The sequence below is a fragment of the Paenibacillus sp. J22P277 genome (genome assembly GCF_059383675.1).
On sequence record NZ_JBXENS010000009.1, the window covers coordinates 278,974 to 305,940 of the forward strand.

The 26,967-nt window shown below is 54.7% G+C and carries 24 protein-coding genes; 6 read left to right on the plus strand and 18 right to left on the minus strand.

Annotation, left to right across the window (positions count from 1 at the left end; genetic code table 11):
* Window positions 1–71: 71 nt before the first annotated feature.
* Entirely contained in the window at window positions 72–1,172 is a 1,101-nt protein-coding gene (locus AC50YL_RS30675) for an FAD-dependent monooxygenase (protein ID WP_494837059.1), read from the minus strand.
* Window positions 1,173–1,372: 200 nt separating this feature from the next.
* Here AC50YL_RS30675 and AC50YL_RS30680 point away from each other — a divergent pair, with 200 nt between their 5' ends.
* Window positions 1,373–2,092 carry a DUF421 domain-containing protein gene (locus tag AC50YL_RS30680; protein WP_494837060.1) on the plus strand — a complete coding sequence of 240 codons (720 nt, stop codon included), beginning with the start codon at window positions 1,373–1,375 and terminating at the stop codon, window positions 2,090–2,092.
* Between the two features lie 133 nt (window positions 2,093–2,225).
* On the opposite strand, the gene AC50YL_RS30685 is transcribed toward AC50YL_RS30680, so the two are convergent.
* Complete coding sequence (locus AC50YL_RS30685; RefSeq protein ID WP_494837062.1) at window positions 2,226–3,137, minus strand: DMT family transporter; 912 nt, start codon at window positions 3,135–3,137, stop codon at window positions 2,226–2,228.
* Window positions 3,138–3,250: 113 nt separating this feature from the next.
* Between AC50YL_RS30685 and AC50YL_RS30690 the strand changes: the two genes are divergently transcribed.
* Window positions 3,251–4,651 (plus strand): aminotransferase-like domain-containing protein, encoded by a 1,401-nt coding sequence (locus AC50YL_RS30690; protein ID WP_494837063.1) that lies wholly within the window; start codon window positions 3,251–3,253, stop codon window positions 4,649–4,651.
* 396 nt (window positions 4,652–5,047) lie between these two features.
* Here the strand turns inward: AC50YL_RS30690 and AC50YL_RS30695 are convergent, their stop codons facing one another.
* Window positions 5,048–6,505 carry a DHA2 family efflux MFS transporter permease subunit gene (locus tag AC50YL_RS30695; RefSeq protein ID WP_494837065.1) on the minus strand — a complete coding sequence of 486 codons (1,458 nt, stop codon included), beginning with the start codon at window positions 6,503–6,505 and terminating at the stop codon, window positions 5,048–5,050.
* Between the two features lie 163 nt (window positions 6,506–6,668).
* On the opposite strand from AC50YL_RS30695, the gene AC50YL_RS30700 reads away from it, so the two are divergent.
* Window positions 6,669–7,364 carry a TetR/AcrR family transcriptional regulator gene (locus tag AC50YL_RS30700; protein ID WP_494837067.1) on the plus strand — a complete coding sequence of 232 codons (696 nt, stop codon included), beginning with the start codon at window positions 6,669–6,671 and terminating at the stop codon, window positions 7,362–7,364.
* A 76-nt stretch (window positions 7,365–7,440) separates the two neighbouring features.
* Here the strand turns inward: AC50YL_RS30700 and AC50YL_RS30705 are convergent, their stop codons facing one another.
* The 4 genes from AC50YL_RS30705 to AC50YL_RS30720 all read right to left on the minus strand — a co-directional run bounded on the left by AC50YL_RS30705 (window position 7,441) and on the right by AC50YL_RS30720 (window position 12,818).
* Window positions 7,441–9,180, minus strand: a complete 1,740-nt coding sequence (locus tag AC50YL_RS30705; protein WP_494837068.1) for an ABC-F family ATP-binding cassette domain-containing protein — start codon at window positions 9,178–9,180, stop codon at window positions 7,441–7,443.
* A gap of 267 nt (window positions 9,181–9,447) precedes the next feature.
* Entirely contained in the window at window positions 9,448–10,953 is a 1,506-nt protein-coding gene (locus AC50YL_RS30710; protein ID WP_494837070.1) for a copper amine oxidase N-terminal domain-containing protein, read from the minus strand.
* A 364-nt stretch (window positions 10,954–11,317) separates the two neighbouring features.
* Complete coding sequence (locus AC50YL_RS30715) at window positions 11,318–11,785, minus strand: DUF8821 family protein (RefSeq protein ID WP_494837072.1); 468 nt, start codon at window positions 11,783–11,785, stop codon at window positions 11,318–11,320.
* 175 nt (window positions 11,786–11,960) lie between these two features.
* Window positions 11,961–12,818, minus strand: a complete 858-nt coding sequence (locus tag AC50YL_RS30720) for an SDR family oxidoreductase (RefSeq protein ID WP_494837074.1) — start codon at window positions 12,816–12,818, stop codon at window positions 11,961–11,963.
* Window positions 12,819–13,058: 240 nt separating this feature from the next.
* On the opposite strand from AC50YL_RS30720, the gene AC50YL_RS30725 reads away from it, so the two are divergent.
* Together AC50YL_RS30725 and AC50YL_RS30730 are read left to right on the plus strand one after the other, a co-directional pair.
* Window positions 13,059–13,601 (plus strand): TetR/AcrR family transcriptional regulator, encoded by a 543-nt coding sequence (locus AC50YL_RS30725; protein WP_494837161.1) that lies wholly within the window; start codon window positions 13,059–13,061, stop codon window positions 13,599–13,601.
* Window positions 13,602–13,849: 248 nt separating this feature from the next.
* Window positions 13,850–14,089 (plus strand): hypothetical protein, encoded by a 240-nt coding sequence (locus tag AC50YL_RS30730; RefSeq protein WP_494837076.1) that lies wholly within the window; start codon window positions 13,850–13,852, stop codon window positions 14,087–14,089.
* Between the two features lie 175 nt (window positions 14,090–14,264).
* On the opposite strand, the gene rlmH is transcribed toward AC50YL_RS30730, so the two are convergent.
* The 3 genes from rlmH to AC50YL_RS30745 all read right to left on the minus strand — a co-directional run bounded on the left by rlmH (window position 14,265) and on the right by AC50YL_RS30745 (window position 16,523).
* Complete coding sequence (rlmH, locus tag AC50YL_RS30735; RefSeq protein WP_161743899.1) at window positions 14,265–14,744, minus strand: 23S rRNA (pseudouridine(1915)-N(3))-methyltransferase RlmH; 480 nt, start codon at window positions 14,742–14,744, stop codon at window positions 14,265–14,267.
* Between the two features lie 2 nt (window positions 14,745–14,746).
* On the minus strand, window positions 14,747–14,920 hold the full coding sequence (locus AC50YL_RS30740) for a CxxH/CxxC protein (protein WP_494837078.1): 174 nt from the start codon (window positions 14,918–14,920) through the stop codon (window positions 14,747–14,749).
* A 133-nt stretch (window positions 14,921–15,053) separates the two neighbouring features.
* Window positions 15,054–16,523 carry a S1C family serine protease gene (locus tag AC50YL_RS30745; RefSeq protein WP_494837079.1) on the minus strand — a complete coding sequence of 490 codons (1,470 nt, stop codon included), beginning with the start codon at window positions 16,521–16,523 and terminating at the stop codon, window positions 15,054–15,056.
* Window positions 16,524–16,706: 183 nt separating this feature from the next.
* Between AC50YL_RS30745 and AC50YL_RS30750 the strand changes: the two genes are divergently transcribed.
* Window positions 16,707–16,928, plus strand: coding sequence for a hypothetical protein (locus AC50YL_RS30750; RefSeq protein WP_494837080.1), 222 nt, complete (start codon window positions 16,707–16,709; stop codon window positions 16,926–16,928).
* On the opposite strand, the gene AC50YL_RS30755 is transcribed toward AC50YL_RS30750, so the two are convergent.
* The 8 genes from AC50YL_RS30755 to AC50YL_RS30790 form a co-directional block, all read right to left on the minus strand.
* The gene (locus AC50YL_RS30755) at window positions 16,897–17,703 is read right to left on the minus strand and encodes an MBL fold metallo-hydrolase (protein WP_494837081.1); all 807 of its coding nucleotides are present in this window, start codon (window positions 17,701–17,703) and stop codon (window positions 16,897–16,899) included. The two genes, AC50YL_RS30750 and AC50YL_RS30755, sit on opposite strands and share 32 nt — an antisense overlap.
* Before the next feature lie 79 nt (window positions 17,704–17,782).
* Entirely contained in the window at window positions 17,783–18,499 is a 717-nt protein-coding gene (yycI, locus tag AC50YL_RS30760) for a two-component system regulatory protein YycI (protein WP_494837082.1), read from the minus strand.
* A 234-nt stretch (window positions 18,500–18,733) separates the two neighbouring features.
* Window positions 18,734–20,185, minus strand: coding sequence for a YycH family regulatory protein (locus AC50YL_RS30765; protein WP_494837083.1), 1,452 nt, complete (start codon window positions 20,183–20,185; stop codon window positions 18,734–18,736).
* A complete protein-coding gene (gene walK / locus AC50YL_RS30770) occupies window positions 20,182–22,017 on the minus strand; it encodes a cell wall metabolism sensor histidine kinase WalK (protein ID WP_494837085.1) in 1,836 nt (611 codons plus the stop codon). Before walK ends, AC50YL_RS30765 begins: the two co-directional genes overlap by 4 nt.
* Window positions 22,014–22,766 (minus strand): response regulator YycF, encoded by a 753-nt coding sequence (gene yycF / locus AC50YL_RS30775; protein ID WP_494837087.1) that lies wholly within the window; start codon window positions 22,764–22,766, stop codon window positions 22,014–22,016. Before yycF ends, walK begins: the two co-directional genes overlap by 4 nt.
* A gap of 204 nt (window positions 22,767–22,970) precedes the next feature.
* A complete protein-coding gene (locus tag AC50YL_RS30780) occupies window positions 22,971–24,497 on the minus strand; it encodes a peptidoglycan DD-metalloendopeptidase family protein (RefSeq protein WP_494837088.1) in 1,527 nt (508 codons plus the stop codon).
* Window positions 24,498–24,630: 133 nt separating this feature from the next.
* The gene (locus AC50YL_RS30785) at window positions 24,631–25,467 is read right to left on the minus strand and encodes a hypothetical protein (protein WP_494837090.1); all 837 of its coding nucleotides are present in this window, start codon (window positions 25,465–25,467) and stop codon (window positions 24,631–24,633) included.
* Window positions 25,468–25,673: 206 nt separating this feature from the next.
* Window positions 25,674–26,960: an adenylosuccinate synthase gene (locus AC50YL_RS30790; RefSeq protein WP_494837092.1), complete on the minus strand. Its 1,287-nt coding sequence runs from the start codon at window positions 26,958–26,960 to the stop codon at window positions 25,674–25,676.
* Window positions 26,961–26,967: the final 7 nt, after the last annotated feature.

Genomic DNA, 26,967 nt, shown 5'->3' on the forward strand with positions numbered 1-26,967 from the left:
GGAAAAGTACGTTCGTCCGGTGGTCTCACAACTCACATGTCGCTGACCGATAAGGCGGGGTTTTCAAATGCCTAAAGTTCGTTCCCTGTTTGCGAATTTCTTTCGCGAATGGCTTCTTCCGTTCGTGGGACAAGGAAATCCACGAACATTGCCGCGTTCGCTTGCACTTCCTCGATGAACGGACGGAAACTCTTATTGTATTCCTGGAACGCAAGTTCAAAATCGCCATCGCTTTTTTGAAATGCGTCGGCCAAAGCGGCCGCCCCGTCTATTGCGAGCGATCCACCCATGCCGGCAGCCGGAGAAGCGCAATATCCTGCATCGCCGACTAGCGCCACCCTGCCTTTTGTCCACGACGGCATTTTCATTTGGCACAGCTTGTCGAAGTAAAAAGTTGTCGCTTTCTTCGCTTCTTCCAGCAATTCCGGCATTCGCCAGCCCATTCCGGAAAACTGGTTCAAGATGATAGTTCGCTGCTGCTCTTCGTTTCTGTAATCGTAAGGGATCTCCTCATCCGAAGAAAAACAAAGGACGATATCGGTTTTATTGTTGTAGGCGTTCAGCATGACTGCCCTTCCCGGCTCATTGTACACTTGCGTCGTATTCTCCCGGATTAACGACTTCTCCACGATCGTGATGGAAAAATACATTTTAAGGAAATGCGAAAATTCCGTTTCCTCGCCAAAGCTATGTTTTCTGACGGCCGAATGAATGCCATCGCAGCCAAATACCAGGTCAAATTTGCGCTTTTCGCCCCTTTTAAAAGCTACGTCGACGCCGTTACTATCTTCCTTCAACGACGTTATGCTATCTCCGAAAATAAACGCGACGTCATCCTTGATCGCCTCGAACATGATATTCAGCAACACATCTCGCTCGATTTCATATTCATCGTCTTTAAGCCGATCGCGGATTACCATTCTTTCGGTGACATCTTCGGAATTTCTGAATTCCATCGCTTCCATATCGAGTTTATTCGACTGGATTTGGTCGAGTAGCCCCATACGTTTCACGATGTCGACGGTATTGTCGCGGATATTTACGGGCGTTCCGCCCTTTTTGAGACCTTTGGCGATTTCAACGACGGTCACGTCGTAGCCCAACCGATTCATCCAGTAGGCTGTCGAGATGCCGGCGAAACTCGCCCCGCTAACTAAGATATTCTGCTTCATATTCAATCTCCCCGCCTCTATACGCATAATGTTGATGTTGTATAAGGTACGATACGTTTATGAATAGAATATTAACGAACTCTGTCCTATTTACGCCCCGGCCTGGTAAACGAGTACGTGGATAGCAATTTGGATATATTAGAACATACAAACGCCGGCCCCCCGGTTAAACTTCATTGATGAAGGGCGGTAACGCGTGCATGTGGATGGACTATGCGAAAGATTCATTGCTGATTGCGGGAAGGATCGCGACGATCTACCCGCTTATGTTAATGATAGGGTTAATCATGGGGAAACGCTCTCTGGGCGAATTGCCCGTATTCGATTTTCTAGTCATTCTCTCTTTGGGATCCGTCATCGGAGCCGATATTGCCGAGCCGAGCGTTAACCACATTCATATCGCAATCGCAATCATATTGATCGGTCTTTTGCAGCGGATCGTTTCCTCGTTATCGATCAAATCGAGAAGATTCGGGAAGCTCATTTCGTTCGAGCCGACCGTCGTCGTACATCAAGGAAACCTCATGGTCCATAACCTCAAGAAAGCACGGTATTCAATCGATAACATTCTTCAGATGCTGCGCGAGAAGGACATTTTTCATCTGGCCGACGTCGAATTTGCCGTACTGGAGGCTAACGGGAAATTGACCGTATACAAGAAAGGCCCCAAATCGACACCGACCCTGGAAGAGTTAGGTCTGGTCAGAATGCAGAGCGACTTGTCCTACCCCCTGATCGTAGAAGGAACCGTATACAAAAATACGCTTTCTTATATCAAGAGAGATACTGCCTGGCTGGACTCCCAACTGCAAGCGAAAGGGATTAGCCAAGACGATATCTTCTACGCTTCCGTCGATGACAAGGGTACCATTTACATCTCTGATACGACACTCGTGAATCCTCCGCCCATTCGGCATTAGTCGCTGGGCGCTCCTGCAACCCATGATCAAGCAAATCCGCGTTGTCGCGATACGCCAGCTCCTAGCCTACAAACCCGATCAGGACGTTTTACTCCATAAGAACATGCTTACCTGATCGGGCGACCTTTTTTGATTAATACGCGCTCGAAGCTCTCTTCGGCATCAATTGCTTCAAACTGTCCAGATTGATCCAGACGGTTCCGGCAATAATCGCAATCACGCCGATTACCGATACCCACGTGAGCGTCTCGCCATACAACAACACTCCGATCGCGAGGGCAATCATCGGGGAAACATAGAGAAAAGTCGTCGGAAAGACGGGATTCGTTTTGGAGACGAGCCAATAGACGAGGCTTTGTCCTACCATCGAGCCGATAACGATCAAGTAAAGAAGAGACCCCATCGCTTCCGTCGTCAGCAAGCTCTCGATGTATACATGCTCCGTGAAGGAAGACAGAATAAGAAGCATCAAGCCTCCGTACAGCATCTGAGTCGCATTGATCGCGGTAGACGAAGCCTCCGGAAATCGCTGAATGACCCGTTTGGAATAGATGACGCCGCAGGCATAGAAGACCCGGCCGACCAAAATAGCCGCGCACCCGATGATCCACTCCGTGTTGGCGGTCACGGTTAGTCGCGGGAGCAGCAACAAGACGATTCCGGCGAATCCGAGGATGCAACCGAATGCGGCGCGCGCCGTCGGCTTTTGCCGGATGACAAGCGTTTGCAGCGTCAGAATCATCATGGGAGCCGTAGCCGACAGTGCAGCCGCAAACCCGGAGGAAACATACTGCTCCGCCCAATATACGGTAGCGTACGTACCGAATGTAAGACCTGACCCCATAAGCAGCATTTCTTTGCGCAATAACAGCTTTAAGCTTGCTTTATCCTTCCATGCCACCAACAGGAGCAAGATCAGTCCTGCAATGAAAGACCTTATTCCCGCCGAGAAGAAAGGCGGCACCGATGCATCGACGCCTAGCTTTATCGCCAGAAACGTCGTGCCGAAGATAAGACAAACAATCAAGTAATTCATGATGATCATGGATACTCCCCCCTTGTAACAGGTAGTATACAAGGGCTTAAGCAGAACAGATGGGTGATAGCAGAACAGATTATCGGGGACGGTTATATAATAGGGGACGGGAGGGACGGTCATTGACGAATGATGCGCTTTTCAGACAGACCTACGATTATATTGTCGCCAAAATCGAACGCGGGGAGTTGAACGCTCACGACAAGCTTCCTTCGATTAGGCTGCTCGCCCAAGAACTCGGGATACACCGGCTAACGGCGTTTCGAGCCTATCAGTTGCTGAAACAAAACGGGAAGGTCTATGTGAAGGAAAAATCGGGCTACTATGTAAGTCCGGATCTTCCGGAGCAAGTTAAAAGCGAGCATGCGGAGAGCAGCCCCCTCGCCTCCTCCGGCTACTCGGAATACTCGCTATCCGACATTAAGCGGATACCCGTCGCGTATCAATTTTCCAAAGCGTTGATCGATCCGAATTTGCTGCCGAATCTGTTCCTGTCCGACTACGTGAAGAAAGTTTTCGACTTATATCCGAAAGCGATGGGGACCTACTCCGATTTGCAAGGGGACGAGGAGCTTCGTGAATTCCTTTGCCGCTACATGATGCAACGCCACCGTTTTCGGCTGATGGCAAGCGACCTGTTGATTACGACCGGAGGGCAGCAGGCGATCGACTTAGTCTCCCGCGTATTCGTCAGGCCGATGGATTTCGTCATGATTGAAAGGCCGACCTATAGTGCCGCGATCGATATTTTTCGTCAACAGGGCGCGCGGTTTATTCCGGTCGATATTATTCCCGAAGGCTACGATCTGGAGAGCGTCGAAGCGCTCATGGCGCAGCACCGGCCCCGTATCTTTTATATGAATCCTACCTTTCACAATCCGACGGGGTACACCGTTCCCGCCGCCCAACGCAAGCGGCTTGTCGAACTCGCCGAACGATATCGCTGTTTACTGGTCGAAGACGATGCGGTTCACGAAATGTACTTTGACCAACCGCCTCCTAAGCCCATGTTTGCTTACGATACGGATGGGTGGGTTGTCCATATCCGCAGCTTCAGTAAATACGTAGCACCCGGGCTGCGTATCTGCGCCGTTATCGGCCGTCCGGCCGTGTTAAAACCGCTCGTTAACGCGAAATGGTTGGCCGATAACGGAACCCCGCTGGTCAACCAGAAAATTTTCCTTCATTATTTTGAGTCGGAACGGATGCAGCAGCACTTGGAGAAGCTGCGCATCGCCCTTCAAGTAAAAAAGGAAATCGCCGAAGCGGAACTGTCCGCTACCGGATGGAAGTGGGTCAGTCCAAAAGGAGGCTTGAATCTGTGGATCGAGCTTCCCGAAGCGTTTCCAGCGGAACGGTTTTTGAACGAAAGCTTCCGGCAGTCCGTCTCCGTGATTCCGGGCGTACTCTGCGATCCGCTTAGAGAGATGCGCTCCTGGATCCGTTTAAGCTATTCGTTCGCCAACGAAGGACAGTTGCGCGAAGGCGTCAAGCTGCTTGCGGATATCGCCCGACGATACTAGGGTTTTAATCGGCCGGATGCCGCGTTCCCCGTCAAAATTAATCCCGCACAGGAACGGATATGAAGGTGACCTTCGACATCGAAACGGGTTTGCGAGCCATCTATCTTTACGTCACTTCGGAAACGATCGAGGCGGGTGTGGCCTATCAGATCCATCCGGTAGACCACTTGGGCAGTTACGAGAGACCATCCCCTGACGTGAGCGCGTCACAGTCGTCTCGCAACAAACGATTTCACACTAGGGATAGATAACGAATAAGAGCCGTTAAGGAGGGCATCTCCTCGACGGCTCTTATGTTATGACGACCGCGAACGGTTGACTAGCTCAAGCTCCTCCGTAAAGGTGGCGCTTTCCCATCATACCCGTACCCTGATTTATCGCTATCGAAGCAGCCGCTTAATGGCCTGCGTCCATGATGACAGTCGGATGGGCAGCTTGCTCCTTTGCCGGCCGTCTGAGCGTGAATGCGAGCAGCAAACCTGCCGCCGCGAGCATGGCGATCAAGAGATACGCGTTATGAAAAGCGTGCGACATCGCGTCCGGAATCGGCTTCTCGCCTTGGTTCGCATAATGATTCGTACGGCTGACGAGCAGCGTCGTCAATCCCGCTATGGCGAACGATCCGAAGACCTGCTGGGCAGCGCTTGTCAACGAGGTCACCTTGCCGACCAGCTCCTTGGGAGCGGTTTGGATCAAGTGCGTGTTCAAGGCGATAAAGGACATGCCCATTCCGAACCCGATCAGCGCACGGGGAGCCAAGAACAACCACGGGCTGTCGCTCGGATCGATGAGCGAGAACAAGTAAGCGCCCGCCGTAATCAAGATCAACCCGCCGACGACTAACGGACGCGCGCCGATTCGGTCGAACAATCGCCCGCTGAACGGCATCATGGTCGCGGAGGCTAACGCCTGCGGCAATGTCCATAATCCTGCCTCGAACGCGCTCATTCCCATCAGCCGCTGCATGAAATACGGGATGGCGAAGATCAGCCCGAACATGGTGAATTGCATCACCCACTGCACAAGAATCCCGCGCGTAAATTGCATGGATCGGAATACCCTTAGCTCCAGCAACGGCTCTCTCTTCCGGCGGAGCTCGATGACCACGAACAAGACCATGCCGACGGCGCCTACGACTAGACCGACGATCGTCTTCGCGGAAGACCACCCCTCTCCCGCTTCGCTTAACCCGTATGACAATCCCCCGAAAGCGAATGGCGCAAGCGCGATGCCCGCGTAATCGAGCGGCGCCGATGCTTTTTTCGGGAGATTCGGCAATGACAGGACGCTCATGACCACGCCGGCGATTCCGACCGGAATATTGATAAGGAAGATCCATTGCCAACTGACGTAGTCGACCAGATACCCGGACACGACCGGACCAAGCGCCGGCGCAAGCAGGACCGGCACGCCCATCATGCCCATGATTTTGCCCACCGAGTCGGGAGGGCTGATCCGGTAGGTCATCGCGAACGCGATCGGCATGACCATCCCGCCGCCCAGGCCTTGCACGATGCGGAAGGCGATTAACTGCTCCGCCGTGCCCGCGAACGCGCAAAGAATCGAACCGACGGTGAACAAGATAATGGATACGATGAACGTCTGCTTCGCCCCGAAGCGGTCGGAGAACCATCCCGCCATCGGAATCACGACGGCTTGAGCCAACGAATACCCCGTGATCGTCCATTGAATGAGGCTTAATGAGCTGTGCAAATCATCGGCAAGCACCGGAATCGCGACATTGACCGCCGTCGTATCCAAGATCACCATGAACATCCCGACGACAATCGCGATCAGCGGAGCAAGGATCGAACGGACGGGCGTAGACCCGTTGGCATGAACTTCAGTGGACATGTTAAACTCCCCCAAGCGTAATCATTTTCTTGCCATTAAAAATACCACATTTTTTTATATAAAGTAAACTAATTTAATAAAAAAAGTTAAATTTATAAATGGTGTTTCTAATCCCCGCGAGATGTTCTATACTAGGAGTTGGTCTTCCTGGAGGTGTTGCGATATGTCGGAAACCGACTGTGACCCGTTATTCGAGAAACGGGAGAAGCTTGTGATGCGCTTGATGCCCTACGTCCAAAAGAACGGCTTAAGCTCGTTGAAAATGGACGATGCGGCCAAATATATGGATATCAGCAAACCGACGATGTATAAATATTTCGCGTCGAAAGCAGAGATCGCGGAAAGTCTCATAGATAAGTTCGTCTTATACGTGTCCCATCAAATGTTGGCGGAGGCCCCGCCTACGCTGTCGCCGAAGCAGCCGTCCGCCGAAGAGCTGAAGTTCTACGGCGACTCTTTCGCCCGAGCGTTCAAGCTCACGATTAAGATGTCATTCTATTTAACCGACATCCTGCTTCAGGATCTGAGCGGAGCCTATCCCGACTTGTACGCCAAGCTTGCTCAGTCCGTGGAGCTATGCAAGAACAAGCTCGCCGACTACTTCGACAGCGGCATTGCGCTTGGCGTTTTCTATCCGATCAATGCACGCCTTTATTTGACCCAAGTGGAGCTCGTCTTCCGGAAGCTTTTGGACCCAAAGTGGCTCATGCTGCAGAACATGACGATGAAGCAGGCTTTGATGGACTTCTACAAGACGATGAAGCACCAGGTTTTCTACGAGAAATGGTTGGACGAAGACGACTCCGCGATGGGCGCCTATTTCGATGCCTTGATCGCCGGAATGCGCGCGTATGAATAAGAAGAGCCTTCTTCGTTAAGCGAAGAAGGCTCTTCTTATTCATACCATTCGTTGATGCTATAATCAGGGTTGTCATTTAAAGCAACTTAATCAGCTCTTCCAGCTCATCAACCAATCCTTTTGCAAGTTCAAAATTAGTTTCTTTTAAAGCCAATTCTATTTTCATTTCAACGGATTTTTTGTTTTGCTCTTTTTCTAAATAGTCTTTATCAAAATGGCTAGCATAAATCATCTGTCTGAATTTTCGCATGCTCATTTTTCTGATCGTCTTATTTTCAATGATTAAAACATAATCCATCCCATTTACAACCGAATAAAAATCATGAGAAATCATGAGAATCGCGCCTTTATAGTCTTCAATGGCTTTCTCTAGCGCGATTTGCGTATAAGTGTCCAAATGGCTTGTCGGTTCATCAAGAAGCAATACGTTTGCTTTACTGGCCGCAACTTTAGCCAACTGAAGCATATTTTTTTCTCCGCCGGATAGGGAGGCTATCTTCTGATTAACGATCTCCCCTTCAAAGCCATAGTTCGAAAGATACGATCTAACCTCGTCATACGCGTTAAACCCGGCATCGATGAATTCTTCCAGCAGGGTATTGGAATCCTTCAGCATCTCGCCTTGATTCTGAGATAGGTACGCCACTTTGGCATCGGCATTGATCGCAATGGCATCGTGATTATGGTTGAAGATATCTCGAAGTAAAGTTGTTTTCCCGGTACCGTTCGGGCCGATAATGGCTACTTTATCCGTGGATTTGATCTCGAAATTAACGTTGTCCAGCAGCAACTCATCAAAGGCAACGCTATAATTACTCACCTGTATAACCGTGCTGTCTTCCATTTCATTATCTATGCCGAAACGAATCGCCGGTTGCTTAATGGCAACGAATGGCGCTTTAATTCTGCGCGCTTCCAATCGCTCTTGAAACCGAACTCTAGCCTTCAACGCTTTCCCTCTAGAGGCTTCCGAATTATAGGTTGCAATAACTCTTAGATTATTGATGATTTTCTCGTTTCGCTCGCTTTCTTCTTTCTCGGCGACTGCGAGTTCTTGTAACTCGACCTTCGTCTGCAGCAAGGAGAAGTTATAATCGATATAGCGCCCATCAAACTCTTGGATCTCCGTGTTTTCAAGGTGTAAGATCTTGTTGAAACAATGATTCAACAGATATCGGTTGTGCGTAACGACGAGCAGTGTTCCTTTATGAGAGTTAATAAGATTTTTAAGCGCATTGAGGTTTTCAAAGTCGAGAAATACGTCCGGTTCGTCCATGATCAAGAGGTCCGGACGACGCAGCATTTCCTTCATGACTTGAATCAGTTTGAATTCCCCGCCGCTCAGGTCGGATACCCGATGATCTTTTAGCCTCATGAGGTTGGCCAGATTCAGTTTCTTATTCAGGTTGCTTTCAAAATCATCCCCGCCGATTGCCTCTAAGGCATCTAATGCCAGTTGATACTTTTCCAATAACGGATCCATATCCGACGATGTTTCCATTTCCGTACAAATGGCTGTGATTTCATCTTGTATCTTAATAAACTCTTCCCCGATATATTCAAAAACGGTCGTTTCTTTCGTTTTGTCCAGTTGCGAGAATTGACTTACATGCCCGATTTTGCAAGTCGGGTCGATTTCTAACTTGCCCTCGAACATATATCGTTCCGGATCCGTCAGGATATCGATCAATGTACTTTTCCCGCTGCCGCTCGTTCCTATAAACGCACAATGTTGTGCCTCTTCAAACGTAAAGGAAATGTTTTTATAGAGTTCTTTTTGCGGAAATGAGAAGGATAAGCGTTCGACTTTTATCATGGTACTACCTTTCTTTATACAAAATAGTAACGATTACTAGGTGCATTGCAAAACATAGAGTTGAGTTTACCGTTGTTAGCGTAACACTGTTTGCAACCAACTACAATCCACTTGTATCCCCTCTGATTCCGGAATTCCCCTGCGTGCCCTACTTACCGGACAGGTCCATCCCTGCTCCTGCGAAGCAGGACTGCCATACAAGTAATTAGGCCATCCTTTGCAGGATGGCCCTTCCTTGATCTCGCTTGTTCACATAGCTTTCCCAACTTAGCTAGCGATGAGATTCGGCGAAACAGCCATCCCATTCGTCACGACATATGAATCCGTGATGGCATGCTTTTGACCATTTGAATCGTCGTAAGTCACGGAATACGTACCGTCAGGAAGAATAATTCCATACTTTCCATTGCTAAAGTCCACCGTTGCAAGACCCACAGCGGCATGATTAGGGTCGCTGCTCAAGGAGAAAAATAAGATTCCGCCTTTCATGGGCGACCCTTCGCTGGATTGGAGGACGCCTTGGACCTTGCTGCCGAGAATGTCGGCGATAACCATCGTAGGCACCTTATCGTCCGTCACTTCAAACTTCTTGCTAACCTGAACATGCAGGCTCATATCATGAAAGGTCCAATAATCGACCCATTCATACGACCCTTTCGGCAAATACAAGGCAGCTTCTCCATTCACCAGGTTGTAGTCGTGCAAGCCATTCCCGGCAAAATGCGGATCGTCCATCATAATGGCGCCTTCCATTTTCAACAGCGCGCCGTTCTGCTTAACCTGCAACCGCACATTCACTGGATGTACGGTAACGTCCACGATCGCATGTCCTCGTTCCGGATCGGCATCGTATATCGCATATACATCCCATTGCCGGTTATTCTCATGATCGATCGTGATGCGATCAAAGAAGAGCTGTCCGCTTTCTTCTACGGAATAGTCCGCTTGACCTTGATAAATGGCGGCTTGTGCTACTCCACCGCTGGTCGATATCACGAGAGTACCTGATTCTACCGGCTTCCCATCCTCATAGTGTACGTTGATCGTCAGATCAGGCTGAGGCTGTGAAACCAGCAGAAATACGCGATCCTGTTTCTTGACAGTAACGGTGTAGCCCGAGAGATTGACGGTGATAGCGGGCGCATTATCCTTCTGCAATACATCTGCCGAATAGATGCCTTCATGTACGTCGACACGATAGTATCCATTTGTAATCTTGGCAGTATATCTGGTGGGTGACGCCTCATCGCTCAAGAACGTGATAGACCCTTGCTGCACAGGCTGCCCGTTTTTATCTGCTGCGTATCCATAGAGGATTGCTTCTTTGTGCGAAGTGGTAAGGATCATTTTCCGATCTGCTGCGTGGTACACAGCATTGATGCCGAATACGCCGCCGATTGCTTTGAATGGCAAGTACAGCCTGCCCTTCATCGTTGTTGGAACCTGAGGAAGGAGAATGCCAGCCCCGTTAATCGTCGCTTTCTTGGAACCGTTCGTCAGGGTAACGATCGTCTCGCCCCATTGCACGTACGTCTTGCCATTCGCATTTTTCACTTTACCGCCAAGTGCTGCCGCGATCGGAGCTACGGGTACCCATGTTATTCCATTGATTTCATAGGACGCTTCCGTCAAAAGTCGATTGTCGACAACGAGCTTCAGTGCTGTTGTCGCAGCGTTACCGTTAGTTCCGTTGGCAGCGGCCTGCGCGTTTCCTTCGAACACTAACATTAACAGCAGCACTACCGCTCCAATGATCGATCGTTGTAGCTTCATATTCATCAGTCCCTGTCTAAAGTTTATGAATCATTATGTATGGTACTGAACTTGTCCCACCAGCAATAACAGTCGGGCAAATCAGTTAATACAATACCATATTTTACCACCATTACACAGAGATGATAAGTCTTTTTTATTATTTTTTCCAATCCAGATCGGACAAAAGTCCCCCTCGCCGGTTTGGACCAAAAGGCCATCCCGCAAAGGATGGCCTTCTCTTGGAGAATGATTTGGTTCAATCGTGCTTGAGATCTTCCCTATTCACGACAATTTCTGTTACGAGTTCCACACGGCCGCCATTGTTTATGTTAACTTGTCCTTACGGCCATGTAATTCTTTGTGCCGCTGGCTCTTCATGGCTTCAATATTCCCCTTTAATGACGAAGAACGTACCTCGAATGGTCCCTGCCAGTTTGGATTTCTGTCTTGCGAATTTGAACTTCTTCTCTTCCAGTTCCTTGGGGACGTCCATTCCCTCGGATAGCTTAAACCCTACGGCCCGTTTCTTGGGATCATCCACCGTATACAGGACGTTGATCGCCAAACCGTCCTCATAAAAAACAAAGGCCCATTGGATATTCTCTACTTGAAAACGCGATGTTTCCAGCGGTCGGGCAGCAAACTCAAGTCCGCGTTCTTCCTTCAAAACCCGTTTCACGTAATCAAGCGTCTCCTGGCTTTCGCCGGCTGGTACGGTCGTAAATTCGTGCTTGTATTTGTTCATGAAATAACGGGCTTCATTCGCACGCATACCAGCTAGTGCTTCCGCTACCGGCGAAGATTCAAGACCAACCGTAGACACAGTTTTGAAATCAACGAAATTGGACATTCTTCATTCCTCCACCTTGTTTGTTTACTTGATAGGTTTATCATAGCTATAAAATATATCAAAATATGATACTGTTTAGTGAACACCAAATGTGTAACGGCAAGATTCAGGGCCACCCTATGCAGGATGGCCCTTTCATTACACGAATATACCGGAAATAGCATTCACAACGCGTCTATAGAGGTAAAGACTCTTTTAAGTAGTCTCTTAGCGTCAACGGAGATCGCCCGATCAGGTCCGCTAAAGCGTTGCTCGTTTGCGCGAAGTCCCCGTTACGGCTGGCACGGAATAAACCCAAGGTGATTGCAAGGCGCATTTCCGGAAATCCTTGGGCAGTCAGATGCGCCCGATACGCTTCGTCCGTTACGACCTTTCGATAGATCGGCCGGCCGACGATATCCGATACCATCGCCGCAACCCCCTCCATGTCGATTGCTTCAGAGGCCGTTAGATTCGGAGATGGACCGTCCCAGCTCTTCTCGTTTAAGATCACCGCAGTCGCTTGGGCCAAATCCGCGTGCGTTGTCCAGGCAATCGGACCGTCCTCGGGAGCAATCAACTCGCCCGTATGGACGGCATCGCCTATTAATCTAACCAAGGAGGAGGCGTAAAAACCGTTGCGAAGAGACGTGTGGCGCATACCCGACTCTTCTAGCAAGTCTTCTGTCGCCGCATGGTGAACCATAGGCGGAAAATACGACGTCGAAGAAGAGCCCATATGACTCGTGTATAGAACCCGTCCGGCGCCGGATTTCTTTGCTGCATTAATCGCGGTTTGGTGCTGACGGAGCCCCGCATCTCCCAACATACCGGTTGAAACAAGGAGAACCTGCGACGCGCCTTCAAAAGCATGCAGCAAGCTCTCCGCGTGAGCGAAATCGCCATGTCGAACACGTACGCCGCGCTCCGCTAGATCCTGCGCCTGGCTCACATCCCGAACGCTGACGCCAATCTGCTCGGCCGGGATGCGCTGAAGCAGCTGCTCGACCACGCCCCTGCCTAACTTCCCATTCGCTCCCGTAACGATAAGCATGTTACCCTCACCCTTTCTTCTCTGTAAAAAGTTTGCTAACGATACCGATTTGTGTAACCATATATCGCATAAGTAAAAGATAAAGGGTCGGAGCCCGGTCAACAATCAACAATAGGCCGATTTCGTTGCGTTCCCGACACAATCGCCGTTTTGATTGTTTTTTGAGATTCGAAGAAAGCGTGGTGCAGCATGCCGGTAAATCCAAGCGACCCCCGTGTAAAGAGAACCCGACAATTGTTTATGCAAGCCTTTAACGATCTGCTCGGCGAAAAAAGAAACATCTATTCCATTTCCGTTCACGACATTGCGAATCGAGCGGCCGTCAACCGCGCAACCTTCTATGCCCATTTTGAAGACAAATTCGCTTTTCTCGCTTATTGGATGACAGAGAAGTATCAACTTATTCTTCGAACGAGACTGCCGGAGGATGCTGCCTTCAGTCCGGACAATCTGCATGTCCTTGTTCAGACCGTCTTTCAATTTCTGGTGCGTTTTCGACAGTACCTCACGCCGGGAGACAAGCAATTCGAGCCGATGCTGGAGAACGCCATGCAAAAGGAATTGTATCGTCTCCTGCTCCAATGGCTACAATCCGGGCCTAAACAGCGCGGCCCGCAAGAAAAGCTGGAAGCCACGGCTCTTGTGGTCAGTTGGGGCATATTCGGGTCGGCCCTGCAGTGGAGCAGGGAGGTTCAAGCCCGCCCGCTGGAGTCGATGGTGGAAGAGGTTATCGAGGTTGTAACGGATAATTTAGGCGCTTTCTGGGAGCAAGCAACCGGATGAGTTTGAACGTGGATGACCGTTTTTTTATTGATTTACCTTGCTGAATTAACCGGCACGTTATCATAATGCCCAAATCGCATCCCGTCAAGGGATAAAGTGCGAACGAGCGACATAGCGGAGAATCCCCCTTATGCGTTCTACATAAGAATGAATTTGCGAGTATGCAGCACGATAGCGCTTTTTCCAATTCATCCGGTATCACGTAAAATAATCTTCAGAGCGATGCGTAATAAGGAAAGGGGATCTGCATGAACAGCGTGGACAAAATCAGATTTTTGCTCTTCAACGGCGAAGTGCCCGAGGCAACTTGTTATGGGTATCTGGAGCTGAATCGGGACGGCACTATGCTCGCGCTCTACAATGGTTACGGCGAGGAAATCGACATGTTTGGCGGACATGAATTCGTCAGGGTACGGGCGCTTGGCAAATTCGATGATGAGGACCGCGATAACTTTTACTCCTTGTTGGAAAGTGATGGCGTAGGATAAACCATAACGACATTGCTGCCGATCTATATGCAGGATGTGATTGTTTGTCGCTATCGGAGCGCAAGCAACTACACCGTTTTAGTACAAATAAAAAGAGAACGCCATTTTGGGCGTCCTCCTTAGTTTTGGCTTGGTGGAGTTTGTGATGGCTATTAAGCAATAAGCCGAATAACCGTCACTTATGATAAGGTTCCCCCCGATTAATCTTCACCGCCCGATACACCTGCTCCAGCAGCACCAGCCGCATCAGCTGATGCGGCAAAGTCATCCGCCCGAAGCTCAGCCGCTGCTGGGCGCGCTTCAAGACGGCGGGCGCAAGACCGGTGCTCCCGCCAATGACAAAAGCCACGTGGCTCCGCCCATACGTGGCTAATGAATCGAGCTGGGCGGCGAGGTCCTCGCTCGACCAGAGCTCCCCGTCCAGCGCCAGCGCGACGACATGCGCGTCCGGCTTGAGCTGCGCGAGCAGCCGTTCGCCCTCGCGCTCGCGCACCTGGGCTTCCTCGGCGGCGCTCATCGTCTCGGGCGCCCGCTCGTCCGCGACCTCCGTGAGCGTGAGCTTCACGTACGGGCCCAAGCGCTTCGCGTATTCGGCGATCCCGAGCACGAGGTATTTCTCCTTCAGCTTCCCGACGGCGGCGATTTGAATGTGCATCCCTACACCACCAAGTATTCCGCGATATTCGCGCAATCGCCCATCTCGCAGGTCGCCGGCGCTTCCCACTCCGCGAACTTCGTCTTCACAAGATCCACGATATCCGGCGCGTCCTCGTACTCGTCCACGAATTTATCGATCGCCAGCTCCACATGCTCTTTGCATACACAATACATAACTTCCGTTTCCTCCAAGCGTCAGGTTCAATCGTCGTAGTTCCATTGTACGCAAAAGAAAATCAGCCCGTCAAACGCAGGTCCCGCTTCCGGGCGCTGCACGGGCTGATCCGTCTTGCGAGGCCATTGCTGCTTAGTCTTCCGTCTTCTCCGCCAGCTTAAACGACGTCGTCTGCTTCTTCCCGTCGCGGTAGAAGGTCACTTCGATGCTGTCGCCGATGCGCTTCTTCCCGTACAGGTACTTGCGCAGCTCCAGCGTGCTGCTGATCGGTTGATTGTCCAGCTTCACGATCACGTCGTTGAGCGCGAGCCCCGCCTCCAGCGCCGGTCCGACCGCCTGCAGCACGATCACGCCCGCATGCACGTCATCCGGCAGCTTCAGATCGGCGCGCGGCACGGTGATGCTATCCTCGTCGCCCTTGCCCGGCAGCGCGTCCTCGGCGCCCGCTCCGGGAGCTTCCGCCTCCGGTCCGCCTCCGTTATCCGTCGATCCGCCGCTATCGCTGCCCGATTGATCGCCGCTCCCGTCGCCGCCGCCATCGCTTGGCGCGCTGCCGACGCTGTCGTCCTCGGATGCCGCAGCCTGGGCCAAATACTGCCCCAGATCCATCGTGTACACACCTAAGTATGGCCGTTTCACTTTGCCGTACTTCAGCAAGCTCTCCACGATCGGCACCGCCTGGTGGGACGGGATTGCGAAGCCCACGCCTTCCACGCCGTAATCCGCGATCTTCATGCTGTTGATGCCGACGACGTTGCCGTCGAGATCGATCAGCGGACCGCCGCTGTTGCCTTGGTTGATCGACGCGTCGATCTGGATGACTTCCTGCTCCCAGTCGTAGTTGCCGTCCTGGCTGAGCGAGACCGGAATGATCCGTTTCGTCTTGCTGACGATCCCCATGGACAGCGAATCGCTGAGGCCGAGCGGATTGCCGATCGCCATGACCCATTGGCCCGCGCGCAGGTCGTCGGAATCCCCGAACTTCGCCACCGCGTCGATGCCCCTCGCATCCATTTCCAGCACCGCCAGATCCGTGATCTCGTCCGCGCCGATGATCTTCGCGTCCCGCGTGTCGCCGTTGCTCATGACCGCTTTCACCGCCGCCGCGTCCGCGATGACGTGGTTGTTGGTCAGAATATGCGCCTTGCCCTTCACGATCTCGAAGATAAAACCGGATCCCAGCGCCGCCTGTTCCAACCCCGAACCGTCGCCGCCATCGGCACCCGGCGCATCCGAACCGGACTTGCCGCTCCCAGCGGCGCCCTCCGGAATCGCCTGCTCGTTAATAATGCTCACGACGGCCGGCCGAACCTTCGCCGCGGCGGTAATCGTCTTCTCAAGCGGGTTGTTATTGTCGCTCATGCCCACCTGGGTGACCCCGGCCACCGCGCTGACCGAACGCTCGCCGCGGTCGAAGCCCGCGAAGACGCCAAACAGCAGCACGGCCGCCGCCGCACCGACGACCGAGGAGGTCAGCGCGAGCTTTACCGGCGTCCAGCGAAGGCCCCGGCGCTTGAAAGGCGCGTCCTTCCTCGCCTGGAACGTTACCCGCGCGCGCCGCGAGACCCGCGTCGAGTAGAAATCATCATCGAATAAGCTCATCTATAATCGCTCCTCTCGACGCCCGGGGACATCAAGATCATTTTTTTACGAATCTAGGAATGATATCGGTAGATTAGACTACAATGGTAATAGAGAGGAAGAACCGTTAACGAGTGTCATCCTCGTTCGGTTCTACCCATAGGAAGAACCGCCCCACACCCATCCCCCGAAGGAGGAACGCCCATGCCGCACAAAGCTTCCGCAGCGCTCGAGCAGCTCAATCTCGCAGCCAAGCTGGCCGATCTCAAGGAAGACCATTACCGCACCCTGCTGACGATCAGCGCCGTGACCGAGTTGCTCATCGACAAAGGCCTCATCGCCCCGGAAGAGTTGGAGCTCAAGATCCGCGCGCTCGACTCCGAGCTGGACGAGCTTATTTCCGCCTCACTTCATCCCATGCCGTAGGCCGGTCATGGTACGTCTCGCGCAGCGGATGCTCGTCGCGCTTGAAGAAGAAGCCGTTGCTCTCCAATACTTCATTCACCGTCATCCGCGCCAAATCAATCAGGTTATGATCGAGGCTTAGATGCGCCAGATAAACCCGCTTCGTGCGGTCGGTCATCAGCTGGCACAGCGCTTCCCCCGCCGCTTCGTTCGACAAATGCCCGACATCGCTCAGGATCCGCCGCTTGATGTTCCACGGATACCGCCCCATGCGCAGCATGTTCACGTCATGATTCGACTCCAGCACCAGCACGTCGGAATCTTCGATCATCCGCCGGACTTTATCGCTCACGTACCCGAGATCGGTGGCGAGGCTCAGCTTCAGCCCGTCCTCCTCGAACACGTAGCCGACCGGCTCCGCCGCGTCGTGCGAGATCGCGTACGAGGTCGTGCGCAGCGTGCCGAAATTCACGGACTCGCCCGTCTCGATCACGACGCGCTGCTCGGTGCCGAGCTGCCCGACATGCCGCTCGAGCGCGCCCCAGGTCGCCTCGTTGGCGTAGATGGGAACATTGAATTTGCGGGCGAACGCGCCCAGCCCCTTAATATGATCGGAATGCTCGTGCGTCACCACGACCGCGTCGATCTGATGCCCGGCAATGCCTTGTTCCCGCATCAGCTCCTCGATCCGCTTGACGCTCAAGCCCGCGTCGACCAGCACGGTGGCATCCTGCCCCTGCACGATCGTCGCATTCCCCGTCGAACCGCTTCCCAATACCGTAAATCGAAGTCCCATAGCTTCCCCAAACCTGTCCTTTCCCCGCTCGCAGTCCGCCGGTCCCACACCAGCCGAACAGCTTGCCCCGCAATGCCGCTTATTCCGTTACGACTTCTCCGCTGATGGCATTCATGTAATACTGTCCGCCATCCTCCAGCAGCACGCGCCATGTCGGCGCCGATACTTGGACATCCGAGTTGAAAATCTGCCCGTGATAGCCCAGCTTGATTTCCTTGATGACCGCGCCGTTATGCAGCTGGTTCTCGATTAAGCTCGTGACCACCTTCGTGGCCGGCAGCACGGACTGCAGCGTCGGCTTCTCCGAAGGCAGGAGCTCGATGACGTCCTGCTTGTACGCGATGATTTTCAAATTGCTATAAAACAGCTCCAGCTTCACGTCGAACATCGGCCGGCCATCGGCTACGCGGTAGAACACGAATTCGCTGTCGCGGTCCTCGCCGAACGCATACTTGTCCAGGTCCGGAATGACGCCGCCCAGGCTCTTCTGCAGGTCCTTCTCGTTGAAGACGATTTTGCTGTCCACGGGCGCCTTCAGCTCCTGCCGTTCGCCGCCGCCCAGCTTCGTCTTCACGCGGAAGGTCAGATCCTTCAGCTCCGGCGTCTCCGAAGGGATGCTCGAATCGAGCTTGATGCCCTTGTCCTTCATGAGCTTCTGCGTCTCGGGACGCAAATCGCTGACCTCCGCGCTCGTGTCCCGCCCCTCCCGGATATTGGACCAGAGCTGGTACCCAAGCACGAGATTCAGCAGCAGGAACGCGATAATCAGCACACTCTTCGCTCTGCTCCAGTCCATTCCGACAACCCCTTCAGCTGAACGTCTACTCCGGCCAAACTCATGCCCGTGCCGCTGCGGCGTCCCTGCGCATTGGCTGACAGCCATCCTGCACCGTCACGCCTCGCGCGAAGCGCAAGAAATGCTGCGAGCTGCTTGCGGATTGTGCTGCCGTCCCGTCAAGATGCAGCGTCAACCTGCCGTACCGGCAATGGCCGCCCGCCCAAGCGCATGAGCGCCTGCGGCCGATCCGCTTCACTGCCGCTCGCCCGAACCCGTGCTATACGTGTTCGTCATCGCCGCGCTTCCGCTATCGGTGACGCTGTTGGTGCCGCTGTCATTTCCGCCGGTCTCATCGCCGTCCTTCTTCGTAAGCGGCGCGCCGCCCGGCTCGCCCGGCAGCGGTTTATAGCCGCCCGGGATCGCCTCCAACAGCATCGCCTGCGTATCGTCGCTCAGACGCACCGCCCAGACCGGATTCAGCGCGATCGACTTATCGTCCGCCGGCGTGGCCAGCAGCGCCGGATACACCGCGACGACGTCCGCCTTGCGCGCATAGTGCGAGAGCGTATTCGCCAGCATGTCGCCGCCCGGCAGCCAGCGCACGCCGCGCTGATCCGGCTTCTTCTTGAGCGTCAGCATGGACCGCTCGTATTCCGAGACGAAGCCCTCCTGCAGCCGCAGCTTCATGCTGCCGAACAGGAACGGATCCATCGGCATGATCGGGAACGAGCCGTAATATTGCTGGAATTTCAATACCTGCGCATCCCCGGGCAGGCCGACATGCACGAACCGGTGCATTCCGTCCCAGCCGCCATGTTGATTGACGAACTGGACGGCCGCGTACACGTTCTGGCTCTCGTTATCGCCCTGGCCTTGGACCGCGACCGGGTCGGTATAGCTGAGCCAGCGTCCATTCTGTTCCACCTGCAGGCCGCGTTTGCCGTCGGTGTAGATCTGCGAGCCGTTGCGGTCGCTGATCGCCCGCGTCACGCCGGGATCGGAGAACAGATAGCTTTGCATCGTTTCCGGCGAATAACTGTCGTAGCTCACGACGGACGCCACGGACTCGATCGGCCCCTCCGGCAGATACAAATCATCGCCGATCCGTTTGTAATTGACCTGATACTCCCCGTACCCGACGTACATCTGCACGTCCTGCGCGGTCAGGTCGGCCTTCACCGACTCGTAAACCGTCGTATTGTCGGCGCTGAAGAAGTACGTCCGCACCTCTTCGCCGTCGGTGCCCGTGTAGATCCAGATCCGGTTCACCACGTCGTCCATGAACGGCGCATCGCCTTCGAGCTTCAGCACCTTGCTCAGCAGCTCCATCGGCACCCCGCGCCCGAACCGGAGCTCCAACCCCTGATCGCCGTCGCGAATCTCGTCCCAGTCGACCGATGCCACGGTATTGCGCTGGAAGCCCTTGAACTCGCGGCTTTTGATTTTATCGAATATCAAATTATAAAAATTCGAAGCCGGATACAGCACCGTATGCTTTGATTTACCCAAATGCAGCACCATGTCCTCGGGGAAGATGACATTCTCCACCTTCTCCTCGTCGCCCATCGGCTCCGCCTGCACGTAATCCTGCTGCGGCGTCTTCGTCACGCCGAGGCCCGGCATGCTGTACGCGAGCAGATAGCTCTGAACGAGGCTAAGCATCACGAGCGCCGTGAGCAGCATCGTCTTCGTCCGATCCATCATGGCGTCTCACCCCCGGCGATCAGCGGCAACACGACCGTAACCGTCGTGCCTTCGTTGAGCTCGGAATCGAGCGCGATGGTGCCGCCGTGCGCTTTCACGATTTCCCGGGCAATGGAAAGTCCGAGGCCCGTGCCGCCCATGTTCCGCGAGCGGGCTTTGTCCACCCGGTAGAAACGGTCGAAGATTCGTCCAAGGTCCCGCTTCGGTATGCCGATCCCGGTATCCTTCACGCTGATCGCGATCGAAGACGGTTCCTGCCGCCGAGCAGCGATCTCGATGCGTCCGCCGTCCAAGGTATACTTGATCGCGTTGGACACGAGATTGTCCAGCACCTGGTCGATCTGATCGCGGTCGAGCCATACCGTCGAGATCGCGTCCTCCACCCGGACGGACGCGCGGATCGATTTCTTCCGCATCTGGAACGAGAACCGGTCCGCCACTTCCTCCAGCATCTCGGGCATGTTGGTCTGCTGCCGGCGCAGCGGCGCCTGGTTGGAATCGAGCCGCGACAGATGCAGCAGATCCGTCACGAGCCGGATCATCCGTTCCGTCTCGTTGCGGATGACGCCGACGAACCGCTGGCCCAGCTCCCGCTCGTCCATAGCGCCCTCGTCGAGCGCTTCCGCATAGCTCTTGATCGTCGTGAGCGGCGTGCGCAGCTCATGCGAGACGTTCGCGACGAACTCCCGCCGCGACTGCTCGAGCCGCTCCTGCTCCGTGATATCCTGCAGCACCGCGATGGTGCCCGATATACCGTGCTCCCGGCGATGGATCGGCGTCAGCGTCACGCGCATCAGCTCATCGTCTTCGCCCTCGGCCTGAACATGATAGATTACGGCCGGGTGTTCGCTTCCCTGCGGCAGCGCGGTCAGCTGCGCTTCGTCCATCCCGAACAGCTCGCTCAGGCGTATGCCCTCGCAATCGTCCCGGCGCAGCATCTCCCGCGCCCTGCGGTTGCTGATAATGACGTACCCGCGCTCGTCCGCCGCCACGACGCCGTCGCTCATGTTGGCCAGGATGGAGGCGAGCTTCTCCTTCTCCTCTTCGTTGGCCGACAGCGCGTCGCGCAGCCGGGACGTCATGTTGTTGAACACTTCGGAGAGCCGCCCGATCTCGTCGTCGCCGAGCACCGGCACCTGCTGGTCGAAGCGCCCTTCCGCCACGCCGGCCGCCTGCCGCGTCAGCGCCTTGATCGGATTCGTGATCGTATGCGCGAGCAGGATGCCGAGCAACCCCGTCAACCCCAGCGCAAACAGCATGCCGGACATGAAGATCCGATTGATGCGGTCAACCGTCCGGTACAGGTCCTTCATGGACGCGACGAGATAGACCGCGCCCACGATTTTATCGCTATAAATGACCGGCTGCGCAATGATTTTCTTGCGCTGCCCGTCCTCGTCGATGATTTCCTCTTCATTGTCGCGAATAGCCTGAAGCGCGCGGCTGACCGCGAGCGACGTATTCTTCTTGCCGATATACGACTCATGGGACTGCGACGACGTCGCCAGTACCTTACCGCTTGCATCCATCACCTGGATTTCCGCTTCGTTGATGCTGAACAGGTTGCTGACCAGCACGCCAAGGTACTCTTCCCGCGTCTGGTCGTCGGGATTGCCCGGCTTCTCCGGCTGATTGGACAGCGTTTGACCCGCAATCTGAGCGATCAGATTCGCCTGCTCGTTCAAGTTGTTCGTGAATGTCGACGTCAGCGAAGTCTTCATCGTGCTGATGAAGTATACGCCGATCAGCTGCATCGCGATCAGGATCAGCAGCACGTAGATGATGATCAGCTTGACTTGGATCGTGCGGAAGAACCGTATGCCCCCGTTCATCCGAATCCGAAACCGCCTGATTTCGGATTGCGCATGAGATACCCTAGTCCGCGCCGCGTCAAAATGTATTCCGGCCGGCTCGGATCGTCCTCGATCTTCTCGCGCAGCCGCCGAATCGTGACGTCCACCGTGCGCACGTCGCCGAAATATTCAAATCCCCATACCGCCTGCAGCAGATGCTCGCGCGTCATGACCTTGCCGCTGTTGCGCGCCAAGTAATACACGAGCTCGTACTCGCGATGGGTCAGGTCGAGCGGTTCGTTATCCTTATAGACCACGTACATGTCGGTATCGATGAACAGGTTGAAGATCGCCAGCCCCTGCTTGTCCGCCGGAACCGGCGCATCCGAAGCGCCGCCGAGGACCGACGCGACGGCCGGCTCGCTCTTCGTGCGGCGCAAATGCGCTTTCACCCTGGCCAGCAGCTCGCGCGTGCCGAACGGCTTGGTCACGTAGTCGTCGGCGCCCAGCTCGAGGCCGAGCACCTTGTCCAGCTCCGTGTCTTTGGCCGTCAGCATGATAATCGGCGTCTGCAGCCGGGTGCGCACCTCGCGGCACACGTCCATCCCGTCCTTGACGGGCAGCATCAAATCGAGCAGGATCAGATCCGGCAATTCCTCGAAAGCCAGCCGTACCGCTTCTCCCCCGTCGAAGGCGCAGATCACCTGATAGCCTTCCTTCTCGAGGTTGAATTTTATGATATCCGCAATCGGTTGTTCGTCGTCGACCACTAATATTTTTCCGTGCATCGCTACACCGCCTGTCGCTTCAGCAATCTTCCTCTATTCTACCATAGGAGTATGCTTGGTTCACAATGAAACTTCCCTCATATCAGGGGAGATTTAGGCGAAAAACGGCGAATTTGCCCAAATTCGGCGCTTTTGTCCGGTTAGATGCAAAAACACCGCCGCAGCCTCGCGGCCGGACGATGTTTCATGTGGAACAATTCCAGATTATAGATATTTAAGCGGGTTCTGCAGCTCGCCGTTCTTATGGACCTCGAAGTGCAGATGCGTGCCGAAGGAATGGCCGGTGTTGCCCATGATGCCGATCTTCGAGCCTTGGCTGACGGTCTCGCCTTTCTTGACCAGGATCTTGCTCAAGTGGCCGTACCATGTCTCGTACCCGTTCTTATGGTCGATGATAATGCAGTTGCCGAGCCCCGGGCGCGTTCCCGTGAACGTTACGACCCCGTTGTCCGCTGCCGTGATATTATGATTGCCGACCATGTCGACGCCGCGGTGCAGCGCACCCCAGCGCATGCCGTAGTAGCTGGTCAGGCGATGCCCGGTGACCGGCCAGGCGAATTGTCCGGTGCCTTCGCTCAGGTTCACCTTCGTGCCCTTCATGATGATCGCGGGAATGGAAGGCTCCAGCACGGCTTCGCTGATCAGCTCCTCGCTCATCAGGTAGCCGTTTTGCTTGACCAGCCGGTAAACGAGCTGCTTCTTGCCGCTCTTGCCCTCGCGGATGATCTTCTGCTCGCCCGACTTCATGTTGCTGTTCTTCTGGACGACCGTCTTCGGTTCGATCGATTCCGTCTCCGTCACGTTCTCGACCGTCTCCACCGTGACTTCCGGCTGCAGCACGGTCAAATCGATGACGTCGCCGACTTTGATCATGTCGTCCTTGATCCATTTGTTGCGCTCGTAGATGACCTGCGGCGAGATGCCGAATTCATGCGCGATGCAGCCGACGCAGTCGCCTTCTTTGACCGTGTAGGACTTCGGCTTGACCGTGCCTTTAATCATCTGCAGGTACAGCTGCTCCGGATCGGCGATGTCCTGCGGCTCGACCTGCGCGTCGTCCGTCGCGATCTTCTCGACGAATTTCACCGATTTGAGCGCCGTCTTCGACTTCACGCTGCCGTCGGCCGAATAAGCGAGCGCGGTGACTTCCGTCTTCGCCGATTTCGTCTTCGGCGCGTATTTGCCCTGCACGCGAGCCAGCAGCGCGTCCGCCGTCGCCTTGTCCTTCACGATGCCTACCCGCTTGCCGTCCACGACCAACTCGACGCCCGTCGCGTGGGAGTCGAATAGACCGCCCAGCTTCTGCAGCGTGGCCGCCGAATCCGGCTGCGCCTTGTAAGCGCTTTTAACCCCATATGTGATCTTGCCCGTGTCAAGCACCATATGTACGCCGGCGTTGTCCGCATCAAGCTTCTTCTGGGTTTGACTGATAAACTCCGCCACCTGCTGCTTGGAGCCTACCTCGCCGATCAAACTGCCGTTCTGGTACACCTCGACGAAATCCACGGTATGCGCCTTCACGTAATGCGAGCTGCTGAAACCGGCAACCGCGAGCACGACGAGCGCGCTCCCTGCAAGCAATATCGGTTTTCTGCGCAGCAGTCGCTGCACGGTACCGTTCTCTATATCGGAATGCTGCTGATTCTCCTGTTGAGGGCTTACGCGCCGAAAAGTCTGCCGGAATGAATCCCATGCTTTTCGGAATCGACCCTTGTCCGTAAAAAAGGTCATGATCGTCTCCTTTTCGCGTTATGGTACCTTGTTTTGAGCGGATCCGACAACAAAAATTCTACATTGTCAATCACGTTCTTTACTGTATCATAACGCTGCATGCGGGTTCAACCGAAGGGCCTTTTACGCGAGATTAATATTTGCTCAGAATAGCCGTCATTTCATCGTACTCCGACCGATCCAAATACTGGGCCATCAGCTGGTTCACCTGCGTCATCTCGTCGTCGGTCAACCCGCCCTCCATCAGCGTGGAAATTTGCTGCCACGCGTCCTGCGGGAGCTTCTTCATGACGTCGAATAATTTCGTTTTGTCCGCTTCGCTGATCTGCGACTTCGCCGCGTTGATCTCGTCCGTCGACATGGCGACCCCGTCCTTGGAAGCATCGCTCGCGTCGGTGCCGGCGCTGCCTTGTCCGGTGACCGCTCCGCTGTTACCCTTCGGTCCCGTGCCCCCGCCGATATCGCTCAGCTCGCCCTCGTCCGTATCGCCGAATGCATCCACCGAACCGTCGTTATCCCCGCCCGTTTGACCGGAAGCGTCCGAATTCGGACTGCCTGCCGTTTCATCCGAATTCGCCGTATCTCCGTTATCCGAGACCGAGCCGTTCCCTGTCGAATTGCCGTCCGCCGCGCCTTTATTCGAACCGTTCGCGTCCTGACTGCCGTTCGCGGACGTGCTGCCGCCATCGGTTTTGCCATTGTCCGCCGACGCATTGTCCGAGCTCTTCGAGCCGGCCGTGTCCGAATCGGCGTTCGCTTTCACTTCCGGATCGGCGCCCCACATCTCGCCCCACAATCCGCTGAGCGCGAACGGCTTCTCTTCCATCGGGATATGAAACTGCTTGAGCAGCGTCTCCACGTAACTGTTCACGACGTAACCGGTCGTCCATATCGACAGAAAACTGATCAACAGCGCCGCTGCCACGAGCTTCCCGACGGCCGCCGCTACCTTCCCCGTTATCTTCCACATCTCTATCACCCTTTGCCTCTTAGTAGCTGAATGCTGCACTTGCGTCTCGCGGACGCAAACGCAAACCAATCAGCTTAGGCAGCTAGATTGGCAAGGGCATCTCGCCCATACTTCCCAGTATGGGCACGGCACGGCGGAACCATTCAAGTTCCGGGCAAAAAAGAAAGAGGACGGCGAACGCTCGCCATCCTCTCTATGTGTTGCTGCTAGATATAAATCGGGGCTACCGGGTTCGTCTGCTCGCGGTTGCGGCCGACGGAGAAGATCGCGATCGGAATGCCCGTCAGTTCGGAGACGCGTTCCACGTAGCGGCGCGTGTTCTCCGGCAGGTCCGCCAGCGTCTTCGCGTTCGAGATGTCCTCGCTCCAGCCCGGAAGCTCCTCGTACACCGCTTCGCACTCCGAGATCAGCTTCAGGCTGGCCGGATAGTGCTCGATGACTTCGCCGCGCAGCTTGTAGCCGGTGCAGATCTTGACCGTCTCCAGGCCCGACAGCACGTCGAGCGAATTGAGGGACAGGCCCGTGATGCCGCTGACGCGGCGCGCATGGCGGACGACGACGGTGTCGAACCAGCCGACGCGGCGCGGACGGCCGGTCACCGTTCCGTATTCATGCCCCTGCTCGCGAATCCAGTCGCCGGTCTCGTTGTTCAGCTCCGTCGGGAACGGACCGTCGCCGACGCGCGTCGTGTACGCTTTCGCCACGCCGATGACCTGCTGGATCTTGGACGGCCCCACGCCGGAACCGATGCACACGCCGCCGGCCGTCGGGTTGGACGAGGTCACGTACGGATACGTGCCTTGGTCGATATCGAGCATGACGCCCTGCGCGCCTTCGAACAGTACGCGCTGATTGCTGTCGATCGCGTCGTTCAGCACGACGGACGTGTCCGTCACGTACGGACGAAGGATCTCGGCATAGCCGAGGTACAGGCCGAGGATTTCATCCGCGTCCAGCTTGTTGCCGCCGTAGACTTGCTCGATGACTTGGTTCTTCTCGATCATAAGGCGGCGAAGCTTCGTCTCGAACTCCTCGGCGTCCAGCAGATCGGCGACGCGAATGCCGTTGCGCGCCGTTTTGTCCATATAGCATGGGCCAATGCCCTTGCGGGTCGTGCCGATCTTGTTATCGCCTTTGCGCTCTTCTTCCAAGCAGTCCAGCTCGATGTGATACGGCATGATCAGATGCGCGCGGTCGCTTATTTTCAGGTTGTCCGTGGAGAAACCGTTGTCATGTATATAATTGATTTCGTCGATGAGGGCGGATGGATTGATGACCATGCCGTTGCCGATGACGCACACTTTGTTCTCGTTGAAAATGCCGGATGGGATCATGGTAAGCTTATATTTCTTATTCCCGATCATGATGGTGTGGCCAGCGTTGTTGCCGCCTTGATACCGGGCTACAACATCTGCGCCGTCCGCCAGAAAATCGGTGATTTTGCCTTTGCCTTCGTCTCCCCATTGGGTTCCGACTACGACTACCGTTGACATGGATATA